Origin of the sequence: Streptomyces sp. NPDC005408, assembly GCF_040606445.1 — a bacterium.
In the GTDB taxonomy this organism is placed as follows: Bacteria; Actinomycetota; Actinomycetes; order Streptomycetales; family Streptomycetaceae; genus Streptomyces.
Genome location: NZ_JBEXEX010000005.1, coordinates 209,005 through 231,454, shown reverse-complemented (window position 1 = coordinate 231,454; position 22,450 = coordinate 209,005). Strand labels below are relative to the sequence as shown.

At 70.1% G+C, this 22,450-nt stretch carries 18 protein-coding genes and 1 pseudogene; 10 read left to right on the top strand and 9 right to left on the bottom strand.

All coding sequences use genetic code 11. The features are described 5' to 3' along the window. The first annotated feature begins 64 nt into the window (after window positions 1-64). Both ABZS64_RS07750 and ABZS64_RS07745 read left to right on the top strand, forming a co-directional pair. Window positions 65-832: a TIGR04222 domain-containing membrane protein gene (locus ABZS64_RS07750; protein ID WP_355824592.1), complete on the top strand. Its 768-nt coding sequence runs from the start codon at window positions 65-67 to the stop codon at window positions 830-832. 87 nt (window positions 833-919) lie between these two features. Then, a complete protein-coding gene (locus ABZS64_RS07745) occupies window positions 920-2,521 on the top strand; it encodes an alpha/beta hydrolase (protein ID WP_355824589.1) in 1,602 nt (533 codons plus the stop codon). A 9-nt stretch (window positions 2,522-2,530) separates the two neighbouring features. Here ABZS64_RS07745 and hemQ read toward each other — a convergent pair whose 3' ends face one another. Together hemQ and hemG are read right to left on the bottom strand one after the other, a co-directional pair. Beyond that, the gene (hemQ, locus tag ABZS64_RS07740; protein WP_355824586.1) at window positions 2,531-3,244 is read right to left on the bottom strand and encodes a hydrogen peroxide-dependent heme synthase; all 714 of its coding nucleotides are present in this window, start codon (window positions 3,242-3,244) and stop codon (window positions 2,531-2,533) included. 4 nt (window positions 3,245-3,248) lie between these two features. Continuing rightward, window positions 3,249-4,691 carry a protoporphyrinogen oxidase gene (gene hemG / locus ABZS64_RS07735; protein WP_355824583.1) on the bottom strand — a complete coding sequence of 481 codons (1,443 nt, stop codon included), beginning with the start codon at window positions 4,689-4,691 and terminating at the stop codon, window positions 3,249-3,251. A gap of 128 nt (window positions 4,692-4,819) precedes the next feature. Between hemG and ABZS64_RS07730 the strand changes: the two genes are divergently transcribed. Together ABZS64_RS07730 and ABZS64_RS07725 are read left to right on the top strand one after the other, a co-directional pair. After that, window positions 4,820-5,764: a DUF4349 domain-containing protein gene (locus ABZS64_RS07730; protein ID WP_355824580.1), complete on the top strand. Its 945-nt coding sequence runs from the start codon at window positions 4,820-4,822 to the stop codon at window positions 5,762-5,764. A 27-nt stretch (window positions 5,765-5,791) separates the two neighbouring features. Beyond that, complete coding sequence (locus ABZS64_RS07725; RefSeq protein WP_355824577.1) at window positions 5,792-7,171, top strand: FAD-dependent oxidoreductase; 1,380 nt, start codon at window positions 5,792-5,794, stop codon at window positions 7,169-7,171. 11 nt (window positions 7,172-7,182) lie between these two features. On the opposite strand, the gene ABZS64_RS07720 is transcribed toward ABZS64_RS07725, so the two are convergent. The 3 genes and pseudogenes from ABZS64_RS07720 to hemE all read right to left on the bottom strand — a co-directional run bounded on the left by ABZS64_RS07720 (window position 7,183) and on the right by hemE (window position 9,014). Then, window positions 7,183-7,425, bottom strand: a complete 243-nt coding sequence (locus tag ABZS64_RS07720) for a hypothetical protein (protein WP_355824574.1) — start codon at window positions 7,423-7,425, stop codon at window positions 7,183-7,185. A 187-nt stretch (window positions 7,426-7,612) separates the two neighbouring features. Continuing rightward, a pseudogene (locus ABZS64_RS07715) lies at window positions 7,613-7,798 on the bottom strand (acyltransferase); the annotation flags it as partial. 151 nt (window positions 7,799-7,949) lie between these two features. Further along, window positions 7,950-9,014: a uroporphyrinogen decarboxylase gene (gene hemE / locus ABZS64_RS07710; protein ID WP_355824571.1), complete on the bottom strand. Its 1,065-nt coding sequence runs from the start codon at window positions 9,012-9,014 to the stop codon at window positions 7,950-7,952. A 92-nt stretch (window positions 9,015-9,106) separates the two neighbouring features. Here hemE and ABZS64_RS07705 point away from each other — a divergent pair, with 92 nt between their 5' ends. From ABZS64_RS07705 to ABZS64_RS07680, 6 genes are all read left to right on the top strand, one after another. After that, window positions 9,107-9,778, top strand: coding sequence for a DUF3000 domain-containing protein (locus ABZS64_RS07705; RefSeq protein ID WP_355824568.1), 672 nt, complete (start codon window positions 9,107-9,109; stop codon window positions 9,776-9,778). A 464-nt stretch (window positions 9,779-10,242) separates the two neighbouring features. After that, window positions 10,243-10,905 (top strand): response regulator transcription factor, encoded by a 663-nt coding sequence (locus tag ABZS64_RS07700; RefSeq protein ID WP_108153209.1) that lies wholly within the window; start codon window positions 10,243-10,245, stop codon window positions 10,903-10,905. 78 nt (window positions 10,906-10,983) lie between these two features. Next, on the top strand, window positions 10,984-12,258 hold the full coding sequence (locus ABZS64_RS07695; RefSeq protein WP_355824565.1) for a ribonuclease D: 1,275 nt from the start codon (window positions 10,984-10,986) through the stop codon (window positions 12,256-12,258). Between the two features lie 308 nt (window positions 12,259-12,566). Further along, window positions 12,567-13,787 carry an acetyl-CoA C-acyltransferase gene (locus ABZS64_RS07690; RefSeq protein WP_355824562.1) on the top strand — a complete coding sequence of 407 codons (1,221 nt, stop codon included), beginning with the start codon at window positions 12,567-12,569 and terminating at the stop codon, window positions 13,785-13,787. Continuing rightward, window positions 13,784-15,910, top strand: a complete 2,127-nt coding sequence (locus ABZS64_RS07685; RefSeq protein WP_355824560.1) for a 3-hydroxyacyl-CoA dehydrogenase NAD-binding domain-containing protein — start codon at window positions 13,784-13,786, stop codon at window positions 15,908-15,910. Before ABZS64_RS07690 ends, ABZS64_RS07685 begins: the two co-directional genes overlap by 4 nt. A gap of 91 nt (window positions 15,911-16,001) precedes the next feature. Continuing rightward, window positions 16,002-16,388 (top strand): NTP pyrophosphohydrolase, encoded by a 387-nt coding sequence (locus ABZS64_RS07680; RefSeq protein ID WP_355824557.1) that lies wholly within the window; start codon window positions 16,002-16,004, stop codon window positions 16,386-16,388. A gap of 227 nt (window positions 16,389-16,615) precedes the next feature. Here ABZS64_RS07680 and ABZS64_RS07675 read toward each other — a convergent pair whose 3' ends face one another. From ABZS64_RS07675 to ABZS64_RS07660, 4 genes are all read right to left on the bottom strand, one after another. After that, on the bottom strand, window positions 16,616-18,133 hold the full coding sequence (locus ABZS64_RS07675) for an amino acid permease (RefSeq protein WP_355824555.1): 1,518 nt from the start codon (window positions 18,131-18,133) through the stop codon (window positions 16,616-16,618). A gap of 162 nt (window positions 18,134-18,295) precedes the next feature. Continuing rightward, the gene (gene dxs, locus ABZS64_RS07670) at window positions 18,296-20,209 is read right to left on the bottom strand and encodes a 1-deoxy-D-xylulose-5-phosphate synthase (protein ID WP_355824553.1); all 1,914 of its coding nucleotides are present in this window, start codon (window positions 20,207-20,209) and stop codon (window positions 18,296-18,298) included. Window positions 20,210-20,374: 165 nt separating this feature from the next. Then, window positions 20,375-21,664, bottom strand: a complete 1,290-nt coding sequence (locus ABZS64_RS07665; protein WP_355824550.1) for a sugar ABC transporter permease — start codon at window positions 21,662-21,664, stop codon at window positions 20,375-20,377. Then, entirely contained in the window at window positions 21,661-22,449 is a 789-nt protein-coding gene (locus ABZS64_RS07660) for an ATP-binding cassette domain-containing protein (protein ID WP_355824547.1), read from the bottom strand. Before ABZS64_RS07660 ends, ABZS64_RS07665 begins: the two co-directional genes overlap by 4 nt. Window position 22,450: the final 1 nt, after the last annotated feature.

Sequence of the window (22,450 nt, the reverse complement as noted above, 5' to 3'; positions counted from 1 at the left end):
CGCCACGGTCCGCATGGTGAACAACCCATGGCGCTCCCGCGGACATCTCGCGTAGAAACCAGCCATGCTCTGGGTCCTGTTCGTGCTGGTGGCCTGGGCCGCGGCAGCCATCAGCTGCGCCCGGCTCTGCGTCGCCGCGCTGGAAGCCGCCCGCCTGTCCCCCGAAGGAGCCGGAAGGAAGCGGGAGTTGAGCCTGTACGAGGCGGCCTTCCTGTCCGGTGGCCCGCACCGGGTCGCGGAGCTCACCCTGGTCTCGATGCACCGCCGCCGCATGCTGCTGCTCGCACACACCGGCTGGGCCACGGTCGTCGACCCGGAGGGCGAGGACGACCTGGAGCGCTCGGTCATCGGCGCGATAGGGCCCGCGGGCCAGGCACGGATAGCGCCGGTACGGGCGGCCGCCTCCGCCGCCGACGCGGTCAGGGCCATCGCCGACCGGCTCGTCAGCGCCGGGCTCGCCGTCCCGGACGGCACCAGGTCGGGTGTCGCGGCCGCCGTGCGCGGCGTTCAGGGCGCGAGCGCGCTCACGGTCGCGATGGCGGGCGCCGCCCTGCTGATGCTCCCTCAGGGCCAGGCCGCGACCGCACCGGTGCTCGGCTGGTTCGCGCTTCCCCTGCTCCTCACCCTGGGCTGTCTGGCCATCGCGCGTATCGAGGTGCATCCGTACACACGCTGGGCATCGCCCGACGGCCAGCGTCTGCTCGGCACGCTCTCCCCCACGTCCTCCAAGGACACGCTCACCGCGCTCGCAGTGGGCGGCGTCCGCGCGCTCGACGATCCGCGGCTGCGGGCGGCGCTGACGAACGGCCGCATGGCGCATCGGAGTCATTGACTCCGACACCCGGACATTGGTCCTTTACAAGTAGAAATGCTCTGCGTTCCCTTTGCCGAACGGTGACGTCCGCACGAAGGGAACACGATGAGAGCAGTGGCGATGTACGGGGCAGTGACAAGCCTCGGTTCCCTTGTCATCACCGCGCTGGCCGTCGCCCCGGCCGGCGGCACGAGCACCGCGGACGCCGAGTCGTACGGCACGGCCATCGCCGCCCGCCGTGCCGAGGCTGCCGGTATCCACTTCGGCCCCTGCCCCAAGGCCGAGATGCTGCCCTCCCCCGTTCAGTGCGGCACGGTCACCGTCCCGCTCGACTACGCCGAGCCGTCGGGCCGTCAGATCTCGCTGACCGTCAGCCGCGTGAAGGCGAGCGGGACGGCGGCCGAATACCAGGGGGCGTTCGTCTACAACCCCGGCGGTCCCGGCGCTTCCAGCATGTACTTCCCGCTGGCCGCCCGGCTCCCCGAGTGGAAGCGGATCGCCGGGGCGTACGACATCGTGGGCTACTCCCCGCGCGGCGTCGGCCGCTCCGCCCCGCTGTCCTGCCAGGACCCGGCGGACTTCAGCAAGGCGCCCACCCTGGCGCCGGTGCATCCCTCGGCCTCGTACAAGAAGGAGCGGATCGCGCGGGCGCAGGCCTACGCGCAGGGCTGCGCGAGCAACGCGGGAGAGTCCCTGCGCCACTACACCTCGCTCAACAACGCCCGCGACCTCGATGTGCTGCGGGCAGCGCTCGGCCGGCAGAAGCTGACCTTCATGGGCGCCTCGTACGGCACCTACTTCGGTGCGCTTTACGCGACCCTCTTCCCCTCGCATGTACGCCGTATGGTCTTCGACTCGGCGGTCAACCCGGAGCGGCGCGAGATCTGGTACCGCAGCAACCTCGACCAGTCGCTCGCCTTCGAGAGCCGCTGGGCGGACTTCCGCGCCTGGGTGGCCAAGCACGACCGCACCTACCACCTGGGCGCCACGCCCGAAGCGGTGGCGAACAGCTACGAGAGGGTGCGCGCCCGTCTCGCGCTGAAACCCGCGGGCGGCGTCGTCGGCCCCGGCCAGCTGCACGCGGCGTTCCTGGGGGCGGGCTATTACGACGACCTGTGGATCCCGCGTGCCACCGCGCTCTCGGAGTTTCTGAAGGGCAATGAGAAGCCACTGATCAGCCAGGCCGCCCCACGGCCGGAGGAGGCGCGGGACGCGGAGAACGGCAACGCCGTCTACACCGCCGTCGAGTGCAACGACGCCCCCTGGCCGACCGAGTGGGAAGTCTGGGACCGCGACAACACCCATCTCGCGCGCAAGGCGCCGTTCGAGACCTGGGACAACGCCTTCATGAATCTGCCGTGCGCGTTCTGGCCCGCGCCACGGCAACAGCCGCTGGAAGTACGTACGCAGCGCGGCGCGCTGCCGCCGACGCTGATCCTGGCCGCCGAGCGGGACGCGGCGACACCGTACGAGGGGGCGCGCGAGCTGGCGCAGCGGCTGAAGGGTGCCGTGCTGATCACGGAGGAGGACGCCGGTACGCACGGCATCGGCGGCGGCAGCAACGAGTGCGTCAACGCCTACATGGAGGACTACCTGCTGCACGGCAAGACGCCGGTGCGGCACGCTTCGTGCGCACCGCACCCGGAGCCGAACCCGGTCTCGCCGGAGCGGCGTGCGGCCACACCGAAGGTGCCGCACACCGTCTGATCCTCCGGGTCAGGCGAGGCCCGATACCAGTTCCGCCAGCGACTTCCGCCGCCCCGTGTAGAACGGGACCTCTTCGCGGACGTGCATACGCGCCTCGGAGGCGCGCAGATGACGCATCAGGTCGACGATGCGGTGCAGCTCGTCGGCCTCGAAGGCCAGGATCCACTCGTAGTCGCCGAGCGAGAACGACGCCACCGTGTTGGCCCGCACGTCCGGGTAGCCGCGGGCCATCTTGCCGTGGTCGGCGAGCATCCTGCGGCGGTCCTCGTCGGGCAGCAGGTACCAGTCGTAGGAGCGCACGAAGGGGTAGACCGAGACATAGTTGCGCGGCGTCTCGTCGGCCAGGAAGGCCGGGATGTGCGCCTTGTTGAACTCGGCCGGGCGGTGCAGCGCCATGTTCGACCAGACCGGGTCCAGAGCGCGGCCGAGCCGGGTGCGGCGGAAGAGGTTGTACGCCTCCTGAAGCTCGTCCGCGGTCTCGGCGTGCCACCAGATCATGACGTCGGCGTCGGCGCGCAGCCCGGACAGGTCGTACGTGCCGCGCACGGTGACGTCCTTGGCGGCGAGCTGGTCGAACAGCTCCTGGACCTCGTCGGCGTAACCGGAACGGTCCTCGGGCAGCACATCGCGCAGCTTGAAGACGGACCACAGCGTGTACCGGATGACCTCGTTGAGGTCCTTGGCCTTCTTGCCTGCGTTCGGAATCTTTTCGGTCGCACTCATGGGGCTATTCTCCCGCCTCGTGATCCGCGCTCCGCGCCAGGGTGGCCGTGGCGAGGATCTCGTCGGCCGCGCGCCGGGCACTGGCGATGCAGGCGGGGATGCCGACACCGTCGTATGCCGCGCCGCAGACCCTGAGACCCGGCAGTTTGGCGATCTCCTCGCGGATGCGGGCGACGCGCGTCAGATGCCCCACGGGGTACTGCGGCAGTCCGCCGATCCACCGGGTCACCTCGGTGGCCACGGGCCTGGCGGCCAGTCCGGTGGCCTCGCCGAGATCGCGCAGGGACACCCCGACGAGCTCGGCGTCCTCGCGGTGCAGATGCTCCTCATCGCCGTAACGCCCGATCGAGGTGCGCAGGACGAAGAGGTCCGGGGAACCCTCGTCCACCCAGCCCCACTTACGCGTGGAGAACGTGGACGCCTTGATGGTGTGGCCGTCGACGGGCGGCACCAGGAAGCCGCTGCCGTCCGGCATTCCGGACAGGTCGCTGCGCCGGAATGCCATGGTGACCAGGGCCATCGAGGCGTACTCGACCTGGCCGAGCTCGGCCGCGGCGGCCGGGCACTCGGCGGCGAGCAGCGCAGACGCGGACCAGGCGGGGGTCGCGAGGACCACCGCGTCGGCCGCGATGACGCACTGATCGGTGCGGATGTCCCAGCCCCCGGCGGTACGGGTCATGCCGAGGACGGGCGTCTCCATCAGGATCTCGCCGCCCTGGTCGCGTACGGCGTCGGCGACGGCGCGCGGCAGCTGCCCCACACCACCTTCGATGCCCATGAAGACGGGCCCGGCGGCCTGCTGCCCGGCGGCCTTGGCCTGGATGTCGCGTACGCCTTCGAGCAGCGAGGCGTGGGTCTTGGCGGCCTCGAAGAGCTGGGGGACGGCGGCACGCATGGAGATGCGGTACGCGTCGCCCGCGTACACCCCGCCGAGCAGCGGCTCGACCAGCCGGTCGACGACCTCGCGGCCCAGGCGCTCGGCGACATACGCGCCCACCGCGACGTCGTCTCCGAGCTCGGCCGGCGGGAGGTCCCGCTCATGCTCGATACGGGCGACGCCCTCGGGCGTGAGCAGCCCGGCGAGGGCCGCCGGGTCGGCCGGCACGCCCATCACATGGCCCTTGGGCATCGGGCGCAGCGCGTCGCGCGTCCAGACGGAGGCGCTGGCCGTCGCGGGCGGCTGGAGCCGGTCGGCGAGACCCACGGCACGGGCCAGTTCGACGGCTTCGGGGCGGCGGGCGAGCATCGACTCGGCGCCGAGGTCGACGGGGGCGCCCTCGATCTCGCCCGCCTGGAGCTTGCCGCCGAGACGGTCGGTGGCTTCGAGGAGGGTGACGCGCACCCCGGAGGCGAGCAGCCGGTGGGCGGCGGCGAGACCGGCGATGCCGCCTCCGACGACGACGACATGACCCGTACCCGGGTCCACGCGGTTAATGGAACGCTGCATAAGGCAACTCTCTCAAACCCCGTACCGAGTCCTGACCGTGACCGCTTCGGGACCGAAAGTGGGCAACCCGCACAGGTGCGTCGAACGTCGAACCGGCAACACTCACCATCTGTCCCCGGGGGGCCTGTATGCGTGCACGTCGTACGGTCGCGGCACTGTTTCTCACCGCTTCACTCGCCCTCGCGGGGTGCAGCGGCGCAGCGAACGACCAATCCGCCACTGACGACAAGGCGGCCGCAAAGCCCGCGGCGGAGGGGGCGGCGGGCTCGGGGTACGCCGGCGACAAGGATTCCGGCGCGCGGCAGGCCGATCCGAAGCAGCCCAAGCAGCCGCTGCTGCCGACCCACATCATCCGCACGGCCGAACTCGACGTGGAGGTCAAGGACGCTTCCAAGGCGCTCGCGGCCGCCCGCGGGACGGCCGAGAACGCCGGGGGCCATGTCGCCAACGAGTCCACCGAGCGGATCGACGACACCCATGTGACCTCGCGTCTCGTCCTGCGCGTCCCGCAGGAGAAGTACGACGAGGTCCTCGCCGAGCTGGCCGGTGCCGGAAAGCTGCTCTCCCGCAAGGCCGACGCCAAGGACGTCACCGACCAGGTCGTCGACGTGGAGAGCCGGATAGCCACTCAGCGGGCGAGCGTGAACCGCGTACGGGCACTGATGGACCGGGCCGACAAGCTCAGCGACGTGGTCACGCTGGAGGGTCAACTGAGCAGCCGTCAGGCGGAGTTGGAATCGCTGCTCGCCCAGCAGGCCGCGCTCAAGGACCGTACGACGCTTGCGACCATCACGCTCTCGCTCTCCGAGACCGAGAAGAAGGAGACCAAGGAGGACGACGACCCCGGCTTCCTGGACGCCCTGGGCGGCGGCTGGGACGCGCTGGCGGCGACAGTGCGGTGGATAACGGTGGCGATCGGCGCGGTGGCTCCGTTCGCGGCGGTCCTCGCGGCGCTGTACGCGCTGTGGCGCTGGGTGCTGCGGCCCCGGCTGGGCAGGCGTCCGGTTGCCGAGGCCACGGCTCCCGCGCCCGGTCCGGCGCACCCGCCCTACCCGGGCCCCGACCAGGACTGAACCGCCGTTCACCCGTAGCGTGTTCCCATGACGATGGAGCGGCTGGTGGTCATCGGGGGCGATGCGGCGGGCATGTCCGCCGCATCGCAGGCACGCAGGCTCAAGGGCCCGGACGAGCTGGAGATCGTCGCGTTCGAGCGCGGCCACTTCAGCTCGTACTCGGCGTGCGGGATTCCGTACTGGGTGGGCGGTAATGTGCCCGAGCGCGACGATCTGATCGCCCGGACGCCGACCGAGCACCGCGAGCGCGACATCGATCTCCGGATGCGCACGGAAGTGACGGAGATCGACGTCCCGGGCGGGCGGGTGCGCTCCCGTGACCTGGAGACGGGCACGGAGGCGTGGACCGGCTTCGACAAGCTGGTCATCGCGACGGGCGCGCGCCCGGTCCGCCCGGCGCTGCCCGGCATAGACGCGCCAGGCGTACACGGGGTGCAGACCCTCGACGACGGCCAGGACCTGCTGGACACCCTGAACGGCATCGAGGGCCGCCGGGCGGTCGTCGTCGGCGCGGGCTACATCGGCGTCGAGATGGCGGAGGCCCTGCTGAAGCACGGTTTCGAGGTGACGGTCCTGAACCGCGGCGAGCAGCCGATGTCCACACTCGACCCGGACATGGGCCGCCTGGTCCATGCCGCGATGGACCGCATGGGCATCACGACCGTGGGCGGCGCCGAGGTCACCAAGATCCTCACGGGCGAGGACGGCCGGGTCCGCGCGGTGGCCACGGAGGACGGGGACTACCCGGCGGACGTTGTGGTCCTCGGCATCGGCGTCGAACCTGAGACCACTCTCGCCCGGGCCGCGGGCCTGCCCCTCGGTGAGTACGGCGGGCTGCTCACCGATCTGGCAATGCGGGTCCGCGGCCACGAGAACATCTGGGCGGGCGGCGACTGTGTGGAGGTCCTCGACCTGGTCTCCGGCCGCGAGCGCCATATCGCGCTGGGCACGCACGCCAACAAGCACGGCCAGATCATCGGCTCGAACGTGGGCGGCGGATACGGGACGTTCCCGGGTGTGGTGGGCACGGCCGTCAGCAAGGTCTGCGAACTGGAGATCGCCCGCACCGGCCTGCGCGAGAAGGACACGCGCGCGGTGGGCCTGCAGTACGTCACGGCCACGATCGAGTCGACGAACAGCGCCGGCTACTACCCCGGCGCCGCACTGATGACGGTGAAGATGCTCGCGGAACGCCGTACGGGCAGGCTGCTGGGCGTCCAGATCGTCGGCACCGAGGGCGCCGCGAAGCGCGTCGACATCGCGGCGGTGGCGCTGACGGCCGGAATGACGGTGGAACAGATGACGGCCCTGGACCTCGGCTACGCCCCACCGTTCTCCCCGGTCTGGGACCCGGTCCTGGTGGCGGCCCGCAAGTCGGTGACAGCGGTCCGCCGGGAGGGGCTCTAGAGCAACGGGCTCTACCGCCTCGCGTCGGCCAGCGCCTTGTCGAGCCGGCGCCGCAGCGGCCGGGCCAGCGGCCGCTCCACCAGCCGGTGCACCAGATAGGCGGTCAGCAGCATCACCCCGACCAGCAGACCGACCAGCGCATACGCCGGTACACGGGGCTCCAGCACCCTGATGAGTTCCCAGCCGATGTTCTGGTGCAGCAGATAGAGGGGGTACGTGGCGGCGCCCGCGTACGGCAGCCAGCGCCACGTCACCCACGACAGTTTCCCGGTCGCCACGAGTCCCATCACGCCGAAGCACACCGCGAGGACGGCGACGACCGGCCAGAAGGGCTGGTGTGCTTCGGGGCGGCGGTGCCCGCCGCCCGCAGCACCTGAGCAGAACCACCGCCGTGGTGGCGAGAACGGCGAACCAATAGGCCGGGTAGAGCCGGGTGACCCGGGAGGTGAAGAAGTCGCCGACCGACCGGCCCCAGCAGCTCATGCAGATGACGAAGCCGCTGATCAGGAAGAAGAGCTCCACGCCCAGCCACCCGTAGGCGGCGAAGGGGAAAGCGGTCGGGAACTTGGCCTGCCCGGACGCCGACCAGCCCTCGCCGCGCGCCAGGTAGTGGTAGGCCACCACCATCAGCGCCGCGAGCAGTCGCAGGCCGTCCAGGGCCGCTATTCGCCCGCGCCTGGGCGCGGGCACGGTTATGTGCTCCGGCGCCGGCTCCTGCCGCATGCGGGGCAGGGCCAGCGTCGGGGAATCCTGTGTCACGTGGAGCCGTCCCCCGGTTCTAGCGCGCGGTGCGCGTGTGCACGTACTCCACCAGACGCGTCAGGGCGTCCGGGTCCGTCGTCGGCAGGACGCCGTGACCCAGGTTGAAGACATGTCCCTCCAGGCCCGCCGCCGCGTCCAGTACCTCGCGGGTCTTGGTCTCCACAGCCTCCTGGGTGGAGAACAGGACAGCCGGGTCGAGGTTGCCCTGAAGGGCCTTGCCGGGGCCGACGCGGCGGGCGCCCTCGTCCAGGGGGACGCGCCAGTCGACGCCGACGACGTCCGCACCCGCCTCGCCCATCAGGCCGAGCAGTTCACCGGTACCCACGCCGAAGTGGATGCGCGGCACTCCGTACGAGGCCACCGCGTCGAAGACCTTGGCCGACGCGGGCATCACCGAGCGGCGGTAGTCGGCGGGGGCGAGTGCGCCCACCCAGGAGTCGAAGAGCTGCACGGCGCTCGCGCCCGCCTCGATCTGCACCTTGAGGAAGGCGGAGGTGATCTCCGCGAGGCGGTCGAGCAGATCGGCCCACAGCTGCGGGTCGCCGTACATCAGCGCCTTGGTGTGCTCGTGGTTGCGCGAGGGGCCGCCCTCGACGAGGTAGCTCGCGAGGGTGAAGGGCGCGCCCGCGAAGCCGATGAGCGGGGTGGAGCCCAGCTCGCCGGTGAGCATGCCGATGGCCTCGGTGACGTACGAGACGTCCTCGGGCGTCAGATCACGCAGGCGCGCCAGGTCGGCGCGGGTGCGGATCGGCTCGGCGACGACCGGGCCGACGCCGGGCTTGATGTCGAGGTCGACGCCGATGGCCTTGAGGGGTACGACGATGTCGCTGAAGTAGATCGCGGCGTCAACCTTGTGGCGGCGCACCGGCTGCAGCGTGATCTCGGTGACGAGCTCGGGCTGCATGCACGACTCGAGCATCGGGATGCCCTCGCGCACCTTCAGGTATTCGGGCAGTGAGCGCCCCGCCTGACGCATGAACCAGACCGGCGTATGAGGCACCGGCTCACGCCTGCAAGCCTTCATGAACGCGGAGTCGTACGTCTTCGTCGGCTGGCCCGAGGGGCGGTCATTGGCACTCACGCCCAGAATCTTCGCACGTAGTCCGGAAGTGGCCGCCCCGGGCCGGGTGTCCCTCCCTGCGCGAAGCCCCCGTTCCGCCTACTCTTCCCCGCATGGCTGCGGCTCAGGGACATTTTTCCGATCATTCCAACAGCACTGACGACCCGGACAGTGCGGAGGGGAATGCCGTCCCGCGTGCGTTCCGGCAGGCGGTCGACGCGCTGCGGACTGCGCGTCTGCGCCCGGAGATCGAGGTGGATCCGACGCGCCCGCCGCAGCGGCTCGCCCCGCATGCGTACGCGCTGGAGGCTGCGGTCGTCGACGGCGACGAGGATCTCGCGGACGGCCGCCTCGTACTGCTGCACGACCCGGCCGGTCACGATGCCTGGCAGGGCACCTTCCGGCTGGTGACGCTGGTGCGCGCGGAGCTGGAGCCGGAGATGGCGACCGATCCGCTGCTTCCCGAGGTCTGCTGGTCGTGGCTGACGGGTGCGATGGAGGCGCGCGGTCTCTCGTACGGGGACCCGAGCGGCACCGTCACCCGCGCGGGGTCTCACTATTTCGGTGGACTCTCCGAGCGGCGTCCGGCGACGCAGATCGAGATCCGCGCGTCGTGGACACCGCGGGAGGGTCTGGGCGGGGTTCCCGACTCCGCCGCACACCTCGCGGCCTGGTGCGATCTGCTCTGCCAGATCGCCGGACTGCCGCCTGCGACGGCGGGTCAGGGGGACACGGCGACGGGTGTCGTATCGCTCCCGCAGCGTCGGGGTCCGCAGCAGCGCTGACATCGCGGCCAGGCCGCGCCCGGGACACTGTGCCCGGACGCACCGGCAACCCGGGGACGCCGGACGCGGACGCACCAGAAGTCGGCTTCCGGGTGCACCGCGCGCGGTCGCACCGGAGCCCGGCACCCGCGTGCACCGAGCGCAACGAGTCCGCCCGCGCGGGACACCGAGCGGGCGGGGACACCGGGCGGCGGACGCGCCGGAACTCACGCCCGACCTCGGGCTGATCCGGGCCGCGCCGGCCGTGCGCCCGCGCTCGTGCTGGTGCGCCCGCTCAGGACGGTTCGTTCGTAGGATGATCGATCACTCGTCCGAATTGCACCAATTGTTACTCACCAAATCGTGATCATTCTCTAAAGGCGGGAGGGTTCGCTGCCGAAGAGGTCTGTGACCCTAACTGCACGGTTCGCCCCGGCTTCATCCCCGAGCCGGCTCCGTCCCGCACCTTCCCCCCAGGAGGCCTGGTGTCAGTTCTTCTCGAGCAGCCCGCAAGCCTGGTCGCCTACCGCCCGAACAAGCCGACGGCCATGGTCGTCGTGGCCGACCCGCGCGTCCGCTCCACCGTCACCCGCCACCTGTGGGCCCTCGGAGTGCGTGACGTCATCGAGGCGTCGTCCATCGCGGAGGCCCGTCCCCGCGTCGGCAACCCGCGCGACATCTGCGTTGCCGACGTCCACCTGCCCGACGGTTCCGGGCTGACCCTCCTGTCCGAGACCCGAGCCGCGGGGTGGCCCAACGGCCTCGCCCTCTCCGCCGCCGACGACATCGGCGCCGTACGCAACGCCCTCGCGGGCGGCGTCAAGGGATATGTCGTCACCGGTACGCGTACGAACATCGGGCACCCGACCCGTCCCGGCGCCGCCCCCATCGGCGCCGCGGCCGGCCGGATGCACCGCCGCCCCCCGGGTGCCCCGAGCCACCCGGGCGGCTACCGCGAGCTCTCCGGCCGTGAGGTCGAGGTGCTCCGCCTGGTCGCCGAAGGCCAGTCCAACAAGGCGATCGGCGTCTCCATGGGCCTGTCCGCGCTGACCGTCAAGAGCCACCTCGCCCGTATCGCACGCAAGCTCGGCACGGGCGACCGCGCCGGGATGGTGGCCGTCGCACTGCGCACCGGCATCATCCACTGACCGCTGTACATTTCTTTCGCGCCCGTCGACGGAACGTTCCGTCGACGGGCGCCTTCCGTTCACAGATACCCTTGACACGTGACCGACGCCCAAGAGACCGCAGCAGAGACCGCACTGCGAACCACCGGGGGCGCTCCCCCGGACGACGTCGAATCGGCGCCGATTCCCTTGCTGGAGCCCCGTGAAGGCATTCCTCCGGTGGTCGCCGACGACGCCGCGCTTGCCGAAGTGATCGCCGCATTCGCCTCCGGCACCGGCCCCGTGGCCGTCGACGCCGAGCGCGCATCCGGCTACCGCTACGGGCAGCGGGCCTATCTCGTACAGCTGCGCCGCGAGGGCGCGGGCAGTGCGCTCATCGATCCCGTCGGCTGTCCCGATCTCTCCGGGCTCGGCGAGGTACTGGCCGGCGTGGAGTGGATTCTGCACGCGGCCACCCAGGACCTTCCCTGCCTGCGCGAAATAGGCATGATCCCCACCCGGCTCTTCGACACCGAGCTGGCCGGGCGGCTCGCGGGCTTTCCGCGGGTGGGGCTCGGCGCGATGGTCGAGTCCGTACTCGGTTACGCCCTGGAGAAGGGCCACTCGGCGGTCGACTGGTCGACCCGCCCGCTGCCCGAGCCGTGGCTGCGTTACGCCGCGCTCGATGTGGAGCTGCTGGTCGATCTGCGCGACGCGCTGGAGAAGGAACTGGACAGGCAGGGCAAGCTGGACTGGGCGTACCAGGAGTTCGACGCGATCGCCTCGGCCCCGCCCGCTCCCCCGCGCAAGGATCCCTGGCGCCGTACGTCCGGGATGCACAAGGTGCGGCGCCGTCGCCAGATGGCCGTCGTACGGGAGCTCTGGAACGCACGCGACGCGGTGGCGCAGCGGCGCGATGTATCGCCGGGCAAGGTGCTCAGCGATGCCGCGATCGTCGAGGCGGCGCTCGCCGTACCCGCGAACGTGCAGGCGCTCACCGCGCTGCCCGGGTTCGGGCACCGGATGGGGCGGCGTCAGCTGGAGCAGTGGCAGGCGGCCGTCGACCGCTCGAAGGCGCTGCCCGACGCCGAGCTGCCGCAGCCGGGCCAGCCGCTGAACGGGCCGCCACCGCCGCGCTCGTGGGCGGACAAGGACCCGGCGGCCGCGGCCCGGCTCTCCGCGGCGCGCGCGGCGGTCTCGGCACTCGCCGAGGAGGTGGGTATGCCGCAGGAGAACCTGATCACGCCGGACACGGTGCGGCGGGTGTGCTGGGAGCCGCCGCTCGAACCGACGATGGAGGCGGTGTCCGAGGCACTGGCTCTGCATGGCGCGCGCGCCTGGCAGATCGAGCAGGTGGCTCAGCTCCTGACGGAAGCGTTGACGGCGACGGCCTGACGTCTGTGGTGGGCCTTGTCCCCTACCCGCTCCTTCCCGGCTGTGACATGTGCGGCTCCGCCGCGTGGGGGCTCCGCCCCCAACCCCGTACGCGCTTCGCGCGTGTCCTCAAACGCCGGACGGGCTGAACTTCAGCCCCGCCGGCGTTTTTGAGGCGCGGAGTTCCGGGGCGGCGCCCCATGTGACGTTCGCCGCTCCCGTCGCTGGGGCTGTGCACGATGGTTACCCGCAAGTAGCATGATGGAGGAAGCGCGCGCTTAGCCGTGCGCCCGCAGCAGTGCCATCCCGCACCCTGGAGGAGAGCCATCGTGCCTCGTACCGTCAGGGACGTCGTCTTCGTCGACGGCGTCCGCACCCCGTTCGGCAAGGCGGGCCCGAAGGGCATTTACCACGAGACCCGTGCCGACGATCTCGTCGTGAAGGCGATCCGGGAGCTGCTGCGCCGCAACCCGGACCTCGACCCCGCCCGTATCGACGAGGTCGCCATCGCCGCGACCACGCAGATCGGCGACCAGGGCCTCACCCTCGGCCGCACCGCCGGCATCCTCGCGGGTCTGCCGCAGTCCGTCCCCGGCTACTCCATCGACCGCATGTGCGCGGGCGCGATGACCGCCGTGACGGCGACCGCCGGTTCGATCGCCTTCGGCGCGTACGACGTCGTGATCGCCGGTGGCGTCGAGCACATGGGCCGTCACCCCATGGGCGAGGGCGTCGACCCGAACCCGCGGTTCGTGAGCGAGAAGCTCGTCGACGAGTCCGCCCTCTTCATGGGCATGACCGCCGAGAACCTGCACGACCGCTACCCGACCATCACCAAGCAGCGCGCCGACGAGTACGCCGTGCGCTCGCAGGAGAAGGCCGCGAAGGCGTACGCCAACGGCAAGATCCAGCAGGACCTGGTGCCGGTCTCCGTACGTCGCACCAACGCCGAGGCGGGCGAGACCGGTTGGGGCCTCGCCACCGCCGACGAGCCTATGCGCCCGGGGACCACCCTGGAGTCGCTGGCCGGGCTGAAGACGCCGTTCCGTGCGCACGGCCGGGTCACCGCGGGCAACGCCGCCGGTCTCAACGACGGCGCCACCGCCTCGCTCCTCGCCTCCGAGGACGTCGCGCGTGAGCTGGGCCTGCCGGTGAAGATGCGGCTCGTCTCGTTCGCGTACGCCGGTGTCGAGCCCGAGGTCATGGGCTACGGCCCGATCCCGTCGACCGAGAAGGCCCTCGCCAAGGCGGGCCTGTCGATCGACGACATAGGCCTGTTCGAGATCAACGAGGCCTTCGCCGTCCAGGTGCTGGCCTTCCTTGAGCACTACGGCATCGCGGACGACGACGCGCGCGTCAACCAGTACGGCGGCGCCATCGCGTACGGCCACCCGCTGGCCTCCTCCGGTGTGCGTCTGATGACGCAGCTGGCGCGGCAGTTCGAGGAGCAGCCGCACGTCCGCTACGGCCTGACCACCATGTGTGTCGGCTTCGGCATGGGCGCGACGGTCATCTGGGAGAACCCGCACTTCGACGGAGGCAACAAGTGAGCACCGCTGAACTCCTGAAGGGCGCGGCCGAGCTGTTCCCGGACGAGGTCGTGACGCAGGCGCACGTGCGCCACCTCGACCTCCCCGCGGGCGCGGGCACGTTCGCCCTCATCACGCTGGACAACGGCCTGGACCACACCAAGCCGACCACCTTCGGCCCCCAGTCGCTGGCGAACCTGAACGCCGCCATCGACCAGGTCGAGAAGGAGGCGGCCGATGGCGCGATCGTCGGCATCGGCATCACCGGCAAGCCGTTCATCTTCGCCGTAGGCGCCGACCTCAAGGGCGTCGAGCTGCTGAAGCGGCATGAGGACGCGCTCGCCATCGGCAAGGGCGGCCACGACGTCTTCAAGCGTCTCTCCGGCCTCGCGGTCCCGACCTTCGCGTACTACAACGGCGCGGCCATGGGCGGCGGCGTCGAGGTCGGTCTGCACTGCTCGTACCGCACCGTCTCCCAGGCGATCCCGGCCTTCTCGCTGCCCGAGGTCTTCCTCGGTCTCGTCCCGGGCTGGGGCGGCTGCGCGATCCTGCCGAACCTGATCGGCGCGGACAAGGCAGTCTCGGTGATCATCGAGAACTCGCTCAACCAGAACAAGCAGCTCAAGGGCAAGCAGGTCTTCGAGCTCGGGATCGCCGACGCGATCTTCGAGGGCGCGGACTTCCTCGAGCAGTCGCTGATCTGGACGGCGTCCGTCCTCAAGGGCGACCTCACGGTCGAGCGTCCCGAGATCGACCGCGGCGAGGGCTGGGACCAGGCAGTCGAGCGCGGCCGCTTCATCGCGGACTCCAAGGTGCACGGCGCGGCCCCGGCCGCCTACCGCGCCCTGGACATCATCGCCGCGGCCAAGGACGGCGACCTGCAGGCGGGCTTCGACGCCGAGGACACCGCCCTCGCGGACCTGATCATGGGCGGCGAGCTGCGCAGCGGCATCTACGCCTTCAACCTGGTCCAGAAGCGCGGCAAGCGCCCGGCCGGTGCCCCGGACAAGAACCTGGCCCGCCCGGTCACCAAGGTCGGCGTCGTCGGCGCAGGCCTGATGGCCTCTCAGCTGGCGCTGCTCTTCCTGCGCCGCCTCGAGGTGCCGGTCGTGCTGACCGACATCGACCAGGAGCGCGTCGACAAGGGCGTGGGCTACGTCCACGCCGAGATCGAGAAGCTGCTCGGCAAGGGCCGTATCAACCAGGACAAGGCCAACCGCCTCAAGGGCCTGGTCACCGGTGTGCTGGACAAGGCCGAGGGCTTCTCCGACGCCGACTTCATCATCGAGGCCGTCTTCGAGGAGATCGGCGTCAAGCAGCAGGTGTTCGCGGAGGTCGAGGCGGTCGCCCCGGCGCACGCGATCCTCGCCACCAATACCTCCTCGCTCTCGGTCACCGAGATGGCGTCCAAACTCCAGCACCCGGAGCGTGTGGTCGGCTTCCACTTCTTCAACCCGGTCGCGATCCTCCCGCTGCTGGAGATCGTCCGCGGTGAGAAGACGGACGACGCGGCCCTCGCCACCGCCTTCGGCGTGGCGAGGAAGCTGAAGAAGACCGCCGTACTGGTCAAGGACGCCCCGGCCTTCGTGGTCAACCGCATCCTGACCCGCTTCATGGGCGAGATCCAGAACGTCATCGACGAGGGCACCCCGGTCGAGGTGGCCGAGAAGGCCGTCGAGCCGCTGGGTCTGCCGATGTCGCCGCTGGTCCTCCTGGAGCTCGTCGGCCCGGCCATCGGTCTGCATGTCTCCGAGACCCTCAACCGGGCCTTCCCGGACCGCTTCACGGTCTCCGAGAACCTGGCCGCGGTCGTCAAGGCGGGCAAGCGCGGCTTCTACGTCTACGACTCCGGCAAGCCGGAGCTGGACCCGGAGGTCGCCGCCCTCCTCAAGCAGGGCGACGTCGTCCTCACCGAGGAGCAGACCCGTGAGCGCGTGCTCGACGCGGTCGCGCAGGAGATCGGCCTGATGCTGGAGGAGGGTGTCGTGGCCGAGGCCCAGGACATCGACCTCTGCCTGATCACGGGCGCCGGCTGGCCCTTCCACCTGGGCGGCATCACGCCGTACCTGGACCGTGAGGGTGTCTCCGAGCGGGTGAACGGCAAGCCGTTCCTGGCGCAGGGCGTCGCGAGCGTCCCGGCGTAACGCCGGACTTCATCGCACGAACGGGCCGTACGGGACTTCCCGTACGGCCCGTTCGGCGTTACCCGCGCCTCTGCCGTGCGAGGCTGTGCGCATGCGTGCGCTGGTGATCGTCGACGCGGCGAATGTGGTCGGTTCGGTCCCGGACGGCTGGTGGCGCGACCGGCGCGGGGCCGCCGAGCGGCTGCGCGACCGGCTGACCGCCTTCGCATCGGCCGGTGTACCCGGCCATCCCGGTCCCGTCGAGCTGGTTCTCGTCGTGGAGGGTGCGGCCAGCGGAGTGGAGAGCGTGCAGGACGTACGCGTCGAATCGGCGCCCGGCAGCGGTGACGATCTGATCGTGGAGCTGGCGTCCGCCCGTGACGCGGGCCGGGACTGTGTGGTCGTCACGGCCGACCGGGAGCTGAGACGGCGCGTGGAGGCGTACGGCGCCCGGTGCTTGGGACCACGGACCGTGTACGGCCCCGCAGATCCCGTCTGAGCGGGACCTGCGGGGCCGGGCGGGGAAAGGGGATCTAGCTCCTGTCCGGCCGATCTTGCCGGGCTCGCGTGCCCTGGCACGCACGCTCGCCGCGTTGTCGTCAGTCGCCGACGCTCCGCGTCGGCTCTCCCCCTGTCTTGCGATGCTCCCCCGTAGCCCTTCGGGCACGGGAGGTGCCCCCATCGCCAGACCCGCTCACTGATCCGGCCTGATCGACCGGACAGGACCTAGTAGGTGGCGTCGGCTCCCTGGCGGCCGAGGCGGCTGTTCCGGCGCCCGTAGAGGAAGTACACGACGAAGCCGATCAGCATCCAGACGGCGAAGCGGAGCCACGTCTCGCCCGGCAGGTTCAGCATCAGCCAGAGCGATGCGGCGATCGACACGATCGGGATGAACGGCACCCACGGCGTGCGGAACGCGCGGTGCAGATCGGGGCGGGTGCGGCGCAGGACCATCACGCCGACGGCCACGACGACAAACGCGAAGAGGGTGCCGATGTTCACCAGGGTCGCGAGCTCGTTGATGCTGGTGAAGCCCGCGATGACGGCGATGAGGACGCCAAGCAGGATGGTCGGGCGGTACGGGGTCCTGAAGCGCGGGTGCGTGATGGAGAAGAAGCGCGGCAGCAGACCGTCGCGGCTCATCGCGAAGAACACGCGCGTCTGCCCAAGCAGCAGGATGAGACACACGGTGGTGAGGCCGATGGCGGCGCCGAAGCTGATCACACCGGCGTACCAGGGGTGCCCGACGGACTTGAAGGCGTCCGCGAGGGGGGCGCTGACGGACAGTTTGGTGTAGTGCTGCATACCGGTCACGACGAGCGCGACGGCGACGTAGAGCACGGTGCAGATCACGAGCGAGCCCAGGATGCCGCGCGGCATGTCGCGCTGCGGGAGCTTGGTCTCCTCGGCGGCGGTGGCCACCACGTCGAAGCCGATGAAGGCGAAGAAGACGACGGAGGCGGCGGTGAAGATGCCCATGACGCCGAAGTTGGTGGCGTCGTAACCGAAAATCAGCTGAACCATAGGTGCGTCTTCCCAGCCCAGCCCGCCCGCCGGGGCCACCGCGTCGGGGATGAACGGCGAGTAGTTGTCGCCCACGATGAAGAACAGCCCCGCGACGATCACGATCATGACCACCGTCACCTTGATGGCCACGACGACCGCGGTGATGTTGGCGGACAGCTTCATGCCGACCACCAGAATCGCGGTCAGGACCAGGACCAGCAGGAAGGCCAGGATGTCGAATGTGCCGCCTGACACGTCGGGCCCTTCCAGCGCATTCGGCAGATGCCAGTCCGCGTTGTCCATCAGGGAGCGCACATAGCCGGACCAGCCGACCGCGACGACGGCCGTGCCGAGCGCGAATTCGAGGACGAGGTCCCAGCCGATGATCCAGGCGGGCAGCTCACCGATGGAGGCGTACGCGAAGGTGTAGGCCGACCCGGCCACCGGGACGGTTGAGGCGAACTCGGCGTAGCACAGGGCCGCCAGCGCACAGACGATGCCGGCGGCGACGAAGGCCAGCGCGGTCGCAGGTCCCGCGTTCTCCTTGGCCACCTTCCCGGTGAGGACGAAGATGCCGGTGCCGATGATGACACCGACACCGAAGACGGTCAGATCCCATGCCGTGAGGGACTTCTTGAGCGCGTGCTCCGGTTCTTCGGTGTCACGGATCGACTGCTCGACCGTCTTGGTCCTGAACAGCCCATTTCTGGCTGGCCCCTGCTCCTGCTGCGTACTCACCGGCGTACCTCCACGCACTCGTCGTGAACGCCATGATTGGGACATCGGTGGCCCGACAGAGCTCCGTACGGGTGGATTTCACGCGAATGGGCCGGTCGGACCACCCATACAGGGTGACCGACCGGCCCATCGGCGACAAGGATCAGTCCCGGTCACTCGCGGTCAGTCGCGGGCGGGCTCCACCGACTCGCTCTCGAACCGGCCGTCCAGCCTGGCGACAAGTCCGGTGACCTGGCGGGCGATGTCCGGGGCTGTCAGACCGATCTCCGCCATGACCTCCTTGCGGGAGGCGTGGTCGAGGAAGCGCGGCGGGATGCCGAAGTCGCGCAGCGGTACGTCGACACCGGCGTCGCGCAGCGCCTGGGAGACGGCGGAACCGACGCCGCCGACACGGCTGTTGTCCTCGACCGTGACGACCACGCGGTGCTGCTCGGCGAGCGGCGCCATCGCCTCGTCGACCGGCTTGACCCAGCGGGGGTCGACGACGGTGGTCGAGATGCCCTGGGCGTCGAGCAGGTCGGCGATCTCCAGGCACATCGGGGCGAGCGCGCCGACGGAGACCAGCAGGACGTCCGGGCGGTCCGCGTCGGCATGGCGCAGGACGTCCATGCCGCCGACCTTGCCGACGGCCTTCACGGCAGGTCCTACCGCGCCCTTGGAGAAGCGCACCACGGTCGGCGCGTCGTCGACCGTGACGGCCTCGCGCAGCTGGGCGCGGACCTGGTCGGCGTCGCGCGGGGCCGCGATCCGCAGCCCCGGGACGACCTGGAGGATCGACATGTCCCACATGCCGTTGTGCGAGGCGCCGTCCGTGCCGGTGACACCGGCACGGTCGAGCACGAAGGTCACTCCGCACTTGTGCAGGGCCACGTCCATCAGCACCTGGTCGAAGGCGCGGTTGAGGAAGGTGGCGTAGACGGCGAAGACGGGGTGCAGTCCGCCGGTCGCGAGGCCGGCGGCGGAGACCGCGCCGTGCTGCTCGGCGATGCCGACGTCGTAGACCCGGTCGGGGAAGGCCTTGGCGAACTTGTCGAGGCCGACCGGCTGCAGCATCGCCGCGGTGATCGCGACGACGTCCTTGCGCTCCTTGCCGAGCTCGACCATCTCCTCACCGAATACGGAGGTCCAGTCGAGGCCCGAAGTGGAGATCGGCAGGCCGGTGTCCGGGTGGATCTTGCCGACGGCGTGGAAGCGGTCCGCCTCGTCCTGGAGGGCGGGCTGGTAGCCGCGGCCCTTCTCGGTGAGGCAGTGGACGATTACGGGGCCGCCGAAGCGCTTGGCGCGGGCGAGCGCGGACTCCAGGGCCTCGATGTCGTGGCCGTCGATGGGGCCGACGTACTTCAGGCCGAGGTCCTCGAACATGCCCTGCGGGGCGATGAAGTCCTTCAGGCCCTTCTTTGCGCCGTGCAGGGTCTCGTAGAGCGGCTTCCCGACGACGGGGGTGCGCTCCAGGATGTCCTTGCCGCGGGCCAGGAAACGCTCGTAGCCGTCCGTCGTCCGCAGCGTGGCGAGGTGGTTGGCGAGGCCGCCGATGGTGGGGGCGTACGAGCGCTCGTTGTCGTTGACGACGATCACCAGGGGGCGGTCCTTGGCGGCGGCGATGTTGTTCAGCGCCTCCCAGGCCATACCGCCGGTGAGCGCTCCGTCGCCGATGACGGCAACGACGTGATCGTCCTTCTTCAGGACCTCGTTGGCCTTGGCGAGGCCGTCGGCCCAGCCGAGCACGGTCGATGCGTGGGAGTTCTCGATGATGTCGTGCTCGGACTCGGCACGCGCCGGGTAGCCGGACAGGCCGCCCTTCATCTTCAGCTTGGAGAAGTCCTGGCGGCCCGTCAGCAGCTTGTGTACGTAGCTCTGGTGGCCCGTGTCGAAGAGGACCTTGTCCTTCGGCGAGTCGAAGACACGGTGCAGGGCGATCGTCAGCTCCACCACGCCGAGGTTGGGACCGAGGTGGCCGCCGGTCTTGGAGACCGCGTCCACGAGGAAGGTCCTGATCTCGGCGGCCAGCTGGTCGAGCTGCTCCGGGCTGAGCCGGTCCAGATCGCGCGGTCCCGTGATGCGGGTCAGCAGGGCCACCCGTGCCTCCTTGCAGTTGAGCGGTCAAGCGTGCCGGTTTGTCGAGTCTAATGTTCCGCCTGGTGCGGACGTCATCGGGCGGTGCGATCTACATCACGCAAACGGGTGATTACACAGAGGTGCCCGGCACCGCGAGCGGTGCCGGGCACTCCTGCGGAGCCGCGGTCAGGCGCGGCCCGCGGTCTTCTGGGTCTTCCGGGTGACGGAGTCGATCACCACGGTGGCCAGCAGTACGCCACCAGTGATCATGTACTGGATCGGCGTGGCGATGCCTTCCAGCGCGAGCCCGTACTGGATCGAGACGATCACCATGACACCGAGCAGCGCGTTCCAGGTCCGGCCGCGTCCGCCGAAGAGGCTGGTGCCGCCGATGACGGCCGCCGCGATGACGTTCATCAGCAGGTCACCGGCGCCGGCGCTCTGGTTGGCCGCCGCGATCTTGGACGCCCAGAACAGACCGCCGATGGCGGCGAAGGTGCCCGCGATCGCGAAGACCGAGATCCGGACCATCTCGACGTTGATACCGGCACGCCGGGATGCCTCGACACTGCCGCCGAGCGCGAAGATCTTGCGGCCGTAGGTGGTGCGCCGGAGCACGAAGTCCGTCACGACCAGCACCACCAGGAACAGCACGAGCGCGAGCGGCAGGCCCTTGTACTGGTTGAACATGACCGCGGCGGCGAAGGCCACCACGGCGAGCAGCACCGTGCGCACCACGATGTCGATGAGCGGCCGGGACGGGATTCCGGCGGCCTCACGGCGACGGGCGTCGAAGAAGGCCGAGAGGAAGAATCCGGCGACCGCCACCGCGGCGAGGCCGTAGGAGGCCGCGACGTCCGAGAAGTAGTACGTGGTCAGCTTGCCGACCACGCCCTCGCTGTCCAGGTTGATGGTGCCCTGGTCACCGAGGAGCTGGAGCATGAAGCCCAGCCAGAACAGCAGACCGGCCAGGGTGACGGCGAACGCGGGTGCGCCGATCCGGGCGAAGAAGAAGCCGTGGATGGCGCCGATGGCCGCGCCGCTTGCGATCGCGACGATGACCGCCAGCCACTCGTTCACTCCGTGAGTGACGCTCATGACCGCGACGATCGCTCCGGAGACACCGCTGACCGAGCCGACCGACAGGTCGATCTCGCCGAGCATCAGCACGAAGATGATGCCGACGGCCATCATGCCGGTGGCGACCATCGCGACGGCGATGTTGCTGAGGTTCTGCGAGGAGAGGAAGTTCGAGTTCAGGCTCTGGAAGACGATGGCGATGATGATCAGGCCGATCACCACCGGCATCGAGCCCAGGTCGCCGGAGTGCAGCTTCCGCTTGAACTCCGAGATGTAGCCGGCGAAGCCCTGCTCGCGTACCAGCAGCCGGGGGTCGACCGCGGTGACCGCGTCGTGGGCGGCTTCCGGGTTGACGACGGGAGCGTCGGCGGGGGTGGAGGTCTTGTCGATGTTCACTTCTGAACCTCCGTGGTGCGCGCCGCCCGACGGGTCACGGCATTGTCCGTGGCACCGGTGATGGCGGAGATGATCTCTTCCTGCGAGGTGGTCCTGACCTCGAAGACGCCGTTGTTCCGGCCGAGGCGGAGCACCGCGACCCGGTCGGCGACGGCCTTCACATCGGCCATGTTGTGGCTGATGAGAATGACCGCGTGACCACGCTCACGGAGCCGCTCGACGAGGTCGAGGACCTGGGCGGTCTGCTCGACACCAAGGGCCGCGGTCGGCTCGTCGAGGATGACGAGCTTGGGCTCGCCGAGCATCGAACGGGCGATGGCCACGGTCTGGCGCTGACCACCGGAGAGCGAGGCGATCGGGATGCGCACACTCGGGATGCGGATCGACAGCCTCTGGAGCAGCTCCCTGGCGTTCTTCTCCATCTCGACCTCGTTGAGGATGCCGCGCTTGCGGATCTCCCGGCCCAGGTAAAGGTTGCCGACGACATCGATGTTGTCGCACAGCGCGAGGTCCTGGTAGACGGTCGCGATGCCCAGGCCCTGGGCATCGTGCGGCCGGTTGATCTGGACCTTGCTGCCTTCCCACTCGATGACGCCCTCATCGATGGGATGTACGCCGGCGATCGTCTTGACCAGCGTGGACTTTCCGGCGCCGTTGTCGCCCACCAGGGCGACCACTTCACCGGAATGGACCTCAAGCTCTACGTCGGTGAGCGCCTGAACGGCACCGAATCGCTTGGAGACCCCGCGCAACGCCAGCACGGGCGTAGCGGACACGTGAACCATC

Coding starts and splice junctions, on each gene's coding strand:
- ABZS64_RS07750 (WP_355824592.1), top strand. CDS start 65: ATGCTCTGGGTCCTGTTCGTGCTGGTGGCCTGGGCCGCGGCAGCCATC.
- ABZS64_RS07745 (WP_355824589.1), top strand. CDS start 920: ATGAGAGCAGTGGCGATGTACGGGGCAGTGACAAGCCTCGGTTCCCTT.
- hemQ (WP_355824586.1), bottom strand. CDS start 3,244: ATGAGTGCGACCGAAAAGATTCCGAACGCAGGCAAGAAGGCCAAGGAC.
- hemG (WP_355824583.1), bottom strand. CDS start 4,691: ATGCAGCGTTCCATTAACCGCGTGGACCCGGGTACGGGTCATGTCGTC.
- ABZS64_RS07730 (WP_355824580.1), top strand. CDS start 4,820: ATGCGTGCACGTCGTACGGTCGCGGCACTGTTTCTCACCGCTTCACTC.
- ABZS64_RS07725 (WP_355824577.1), top strand. CDS start 5,792: ATGACGATGGAGCGGCTGGTGGTCATCGGGGGCGATGCGGCGGGCATG.
- ABZS64_RS07705 (WP_355824568.1), top strand. CDS start 9,107: ATGGCTGCGGCTCAGGGACATTTTTCCGATCATTCCAACAGCACTGAC.
- ABZS64_RS07680 (WP_355824557.1), top strand. CDS start 16,002: ATGCGTGCGCTGGTGATCGTCGACGCGGCGAATGTGGTCGGTTCGGTC.
- ABZS64_RS07660 (WP_355824547.1), bottom strand. CDS start 22,449: ATGGTTCACGTGTCCGCTACGCCCGTGCTGGCGTTGCGCGGGGTCTCC.